This is a genomic window from Vibrio sp. 10N.261.51.A3, assembly GCF_041471965.1.
In the GTDB taxonomy this organism is placed as follows: domain Bacteria; phylum Pseudomonadota; class Gammaproteobacteria; order Enterobacterales; family Vibrionaceae; genus Vibrio; species Vibrio crassostreae_C.
The window spans coordinates 1-2166 of record NZ_JBFRPK010000126.1 but is presented as its reverse complement, the minus strand read 5'-3'; the positions used below and the strand labels follow the sequence as shown (position 1 = coordinate 2166).

Here is a 2166-nt window from a genome sequence, read left to right as displayed (position 1 = left end):
TGTCCGTGCGACCTGAGGTCGTATGAAGCGTTGTTCACCGCTTAACGAGTGAACCATCTGTATCACCAGATGAACCTACGAGCCTGAATAAAGCAGCGGCTCGGACAATGTAACGAAACTTGGCCGTTGGGCTGAGTGGGAAAGGAATCGTGAGAGGACGTTCCTCCTGAAAACCACAATTCGGGTAAGTGCTAGGTAGTCAGTATGATGAACGTATGTGAATCCATTCAAGGTGCGTTATATGATGAAGCAGCGGAAGTGGTTAATACGCTGTGGCCAAAAGGCAATGAGAGTTGGAAAGAGGTTGGACAGTACTTTTTCGTGGTCGCCGTACTCTCCGCACTATAGTGGGCATCTAAGCTGACATTTTACGTAACATACGGAACAGGGTAAGCCTGTATCACTCCCTTTGGGAAAGCCTTTGTGGCCGATAGTGATGCAGGTATAGGAGGTCGGAAAAAGCGAAAGCTGCATTGTAATGATGCAGATACAGACTTATGTCTGATCACGAAAGTGAGCCCACTTCCGACTGGTCTCCCATTGCGAGAGAATTTGAAGAACTTTATTCAAGGAGAAAAGCAAATGGTGATCTCGAAAGAGATTAGTGCATCTTCTGACGGCGCTCAATGGCAGTCCATCGACTGGAAATCCGTTGAAGCACACGTATTGAAGCTTCAAATGCGTATCGCAAAAGCAACGAGAGAAAAGAAATACGGTAAGGTGAAGTCCTTACAGTGGCTCTTGACTCATTCTCGCTCAGCCAAGCTTCTTGCGGTTAAGCGAGTCTCTCAGAATAAAGGCAGTAAAACGTCTGGAATAGACGGTGTCACCTGGAACACAGATGTACGCCGTATGAAAGCAGTCAATCAACTGAGCCGCAAGGCTTACTCTGCAAAACCACTCAAACGTATCTACATCCCCAAAAAGAACGGTAAGCTCAGGCCATTGGGTATTCCATGCATGATTGATAGAGCGCAACAAGCCCTCCACCTTCTAGCATTAGAACCAGTGTCCGAAACGCTTGCCGACCTCAATAGCTATGGGTTTAGGCCAAATCGCAGTACGGCTGACGCCGTCAGTCAGTGTTTCAAATGTTTGGCTCTAAAGCGATCAGCGAAATGGGTTCTTGAGGGAGATATTAAGGCTTGCTTCGACAAAATCGGGCATCAATGGCTTATGGACAATATCACGGTAGATAAACGTATGTTAGAGCAATGGTTACAGTCTGGCTATGTGGATAAGGGTCTGTTCTATGATACCGATGAGGGTACACCTCAAGGTGGAATAATATCTCCAACCTTGATGCTAATGACTCTCGCGGGAATAGAGCAACAAATAAAATCTACAGCTCTGAAAATGGGTGCTAGGGCCAACTTTATTGGTTATGCGGATGATTTCGTGGTCACCTGCTCTTCAAAGGAAGTGCTAGTGAACGATATCAAACCGTTGATTGCTGACTTTCTGGCAGAAAGAGGGTTAACCCTCTCCGAAGAGAAAACGAAGGTCACTCATATTGATGATGGCTTTGACTTTCTGGGTTTCAATCACAGGAAGTACAAAGGGAAATTGCTCATTAAACCGAGCAAATCTAACACGCTGTTATTCCTTAGAAATCTACGTGAACTTATTAAAAAGCACGCAACCATCCCTGTTAACGATCTTATCAAGTTGATAAATCCGAAACTTAGAGGGTGGGCGAATTACTATCGCCACTGTGTTGCTAAACAAGTATTCGGGTATGTCGGCCACAAACTATTCCAAGCGTTATGGCACTGGGCAGTTAGACGTCATCCAACCAAGTCCAAAGACTGGGTTGTTCATAAGTATTTTCTCAATCGTAAAGGCCAGTGGCAATTTCACGGTTGGCAGAAAATCATGGACATGGACTGTCACTTCAATCTGTTCCAAATAGCTAAAGTGCCCATCGAGCGACACGTAAAAATCAGGAATGCAGCGACCCCTTTTGACCCTCAATACCAAGAATATTTGGTGAAGAGAAAATCTAAAAGGCTAGCTCGTAACTCTTGGAAAGAGCCTGTCCCGACTGCGTTATAAGTTGCTGGGTATCAATGATGCCTTAGTGGAGGCTTGAGCCGTATGCAGTGAAAGTTGCACGTACGGTTCTTAGAGGGGCGGCACTTGGTAACAAGTGTCGTCTACTCGACA

The 2166-nt window shown here is 45.7% G+C and carries 2 protein-coding genes; both read left to right on the top strand.

Annotated features, from left to right (window positions below; translation table 11 throughout):
- The first annotated feature begins 204 nt into the window (after positions 1–204).
- On the top strand, positions 205–348 hold the full coding sequence (locus AB4371_RS21770) for a hypothetical protein (protein WP_162497971.1): 144 nt from the start codon (positions 205–207) through the stop codon (positions 346–348).
- A gap of 234 nt (positions 349–582) precedes the next feature.
- Positions 583–2055: a group II intron reverse transcriptase/maturase gene (gene ltrA / locus AB4371_RS21765; protein WP_198593305.1), complete on the top strand. Its 1473-nt coding sequence runs from the start codon at positions 583–585 to the stop codon at positions 2053–2055.
- The last annotated feature ends 111 nt before the right edge of the window (positions 2056–2166 follow it).

What these genes read in the sequence shown, in the direction of transcription:
- AB4371_RS21770 (WP_162497971.1), top strand. Translation starts at nt 205, where the DNA reads ATGATGAACGTATGTGAATCCATTCAAGGTGCGTTATATGATGAAGCA.
- ltrA (WP_198593305.1), top strand. Translation starts at nt 583, where the DNA reads ATGGTGATCTCGAAAGAGATTAGTGCATCTTCTGACGGCGCTCAATGG.